This is a genomic window from Microbacterium sp. MEC084 (genome assembly GCF_004514465.2).
Taxonomy (GTDB): domain Bacteria; phylum Actinomycetota; class Actinomycetes; order Actinomycetales; family Microbacteriaceae; genus Microbacterium.
The window spans coordinates 1-2,418 of the sequence record NZ_MYFP02000040.1 but is presented as its reverse complement, the minus strand read 5'-3'; the positions used below and the strand labels follow the sequence as shown (position 1 = coordinate 2,418).

General features: G+C 64.5%; 2 protein-coding genes and 1 pseudogene. 1 reads left to right on the top strand and 2 read right to left on the bottom strand.

Features of this window, described 5'->3' with window-relative positions; all coding sequences use genetic code 11:
- Together B5M43_RS14805 and B5M43_RS14800 are read right to left on the bottom strand one after the other, a co-directional pair.
- A partial coding sequence (locus B5M43_RS14805) for a transposase (protein ID WP_374198175.1) occupies window positions 1–205 on the bottom strand: 205 nt, incomplete at its 3' end.
- Between the two features lie 365 nt (window positions 206–570).
- Window positions 571–1,845 (bottom strand): restriction endonuclease, encoded by a 1,275-nt coding sequence (locus B5M43_RS14800; protein WP_167626844.1) that lies wholly within the window; start codon window positions 1,843–1,845, stop codon window positions 571–573.
- Between the two features lie 378 nt (window positions 1,846–2,223).
- On the opposite strand from B5M43_RS14800, the pseudogene B5M43_RS14795 reads away from it, so the two are divergent.
- Window positions 2,224–2,418, top strand: a pseudogene (locus tag B5M43_RS14795) (IS3 family transposase); the annotation flags it as partial.

The following is a 2,418-nucleotide window of genomic DNA, read 5'->3' as shown; positions in this document are numbered from 1 at the left end:
CCTGCGACAGATACGCCGCGGCCTTCCGCAGCACCTCGTTCTCCTGCTCGAGCAACCGGTTCCGCTTGCGCAGCTCACGGAGCTCATCGGCCTCCGACTTCGTCACGCCGGGCTTGACCCCGGCTTCGACGTCGTCTTGGCGCATCCAGTTCTGCAGGCAGGTCTCGCTGATCCCGAAGTCCGCCGCGATCTTCCGCAACGGCACCCCGGCATCCCGACCACGAGCAACGCGAACCACGTCCTCACGGACTCGCGCGGATAGGGCTTGGGCATGATGACATCCTCCCAGCGGCACCCTCAGGCACCACAGATCAGGTGTCACCTATTCGTTCAGCAGACCCTCAACCATTTGCGGAGTGTTGGGTGCGCAATGCTTGACCTGCGCATCGGGCGTCGGACGTGGTGAGGTTCTCCGCCGCCGCGTTCCCGCCGCGAATGACGGGTGGCAGGTGCAATCGCTCTAGCGGCTCGGGGCCAACCTCCAACTATAGACGCGGGCTCAGAAAGCGACGCGTGACGACGGACGACAACGAGCAGCAGCCGGCGGACGCGCTCGCGGGGATACGTCAGTCACACGTAGAAGGTGGTTCCGAAGCCCTGCTCGACTAGTGCAGTTCCCTCGCTAGTCAGCCCAGCCAGGGAGGCTGTCCCAACGTCGTACCGGATGAGTGCAACCGGGGCTACCGACGCGAAATCAAGGCCAGCCTGTGTGATGCTCCCGGAGGTGAACAGTACGGCTTGCAGACCGCGCTGGATCGCCACCGCGAAGATCTCACGTACCTCCTCGACGGGCACAGATCCGGTGTAGTGCTTGACGCTGACCGCGTGGCGCTCAGTCAACACGTCGACGCCGCCGTCGTTGGTCGCGGTGGTCACCTCCGCGTCCGCGGCGCCGAAGTGCCGAATCACGTCGCGCACCCAGAGCTCGGCGCCACGAGCCGAAACACCATATGGCTGGGGTGCCGGCATGTCGTGACCCTCGCTCGCTCGCTCTCGCCGCAGCGCGCGAGCGGCCGCCTCCGCGACCTCTGCCGCCTGGCGCTCGTGCTCCGCCACACGTGCGTTCAGGCGTTCTTGCCACTCACGAATGGGGGCAAGCAAGTTCTCGACAGCGCTGTGCGCATCCCTTTCTGCCCGCAGTCGCTCGCCTGTCCGGCGTTTCATCTCTTCGTCGCGCGCCGCGCGTCCTGAAGGGAGTGGTCCGCTCGTCGGTACGAGCTTGAAGTATTCGTGACGCGAGTCGGCTACTGCGTTTGAAACTGCAGCGACTATCTCGTCCGTGCGGTCTGAAAGGTTGACAGTGATGAGCTGGCCCCGACGTTCATCCCAGACCTCGCTTGTGGTTGTGAGTACAGAGAGGGCCGGCAGTGCGGCGTTGAGTGCGAGGTCAGGCAGTTCTGGGAAGTCGTCTCCTCGTCCGCTCAGCCATAGCGGGCCGCACAAGCGCCCAATCTCGACAAGCACCTCCATCGTCTCCGCGAAGTCGAATAGCGGCGCCGCGTCCGAGTTCAACTTCGAGAGAATGTCCAGGGCACGTTGCGTCGGGCGGCGGAACGACGCCAAGTCGCTCGCATGACGTTGCGCCGCATGATCGTTACTGGCGCTCACTCGTGCGAGAGTGCGATCATCAATGACCTCCGCCATTGCGTCGATGTTCAGTTCCGACGGCCGGTCGCGTTGCTTCGCCGCGTCATAGATGGCGAGGAGATGTTCGCGCTGCTCTTCGGTGAGCGAGCCCAGTTCCTCCGCCAGGTCTGACAGCAGCGCGCGATGGGCCTGAATTTCCTGCGGCTCTGCGTCGGCATGCATTGGCCACGCCTGCGCGGCCAGTTTGCCTTCGCGCATGAAAAGCAGCCGAAGGTCGGCGTATGACCAATGCGCTGCCGATGGCACTCCTGGATGACGGCGGACTCGCTGTCGGGCGTCGCGCATGGGTTCCATCAGATGAGTCCGATGCGCGCGGCCGACTCGTGCCACCGTTCGCCACCCATGCGGCGTGGCCCAAAACTCCAGTCCGCCGCCTGTGAACTTGAGATTCGTGACCAGCGTTTCGCTTCCCAGAACTCAGGAAGGCGGCATGCCCGGGTTCGGGAGGGAGAGGGAGTCATGCCCACATCCTGGCACCACAAGCGGCAGATTCGCGCGCATGATGCGAGCAGGAGTGCAAAGTGAAGCGCCCTGAGTTTGTTGGAGGCTCCTGACCTTGGAAACGAGGATGGAGTCATGCCGAAGGAACTGGCGAATGGGAAGCCGACGACGCGTCGCTACTCGAGCGAGGAGAAGGCCGCTGCGGTGCGGATGGTGAGGACGCTGCGCGCTGAGCTCGGCGTCACGCAGGGGACGGTGCAGCGGGTCGCGACGCAGCTGGGTTACGGGGTCGAGTCCGTGCGGATGTGGGTCAAGCAGGCCGACATCGAC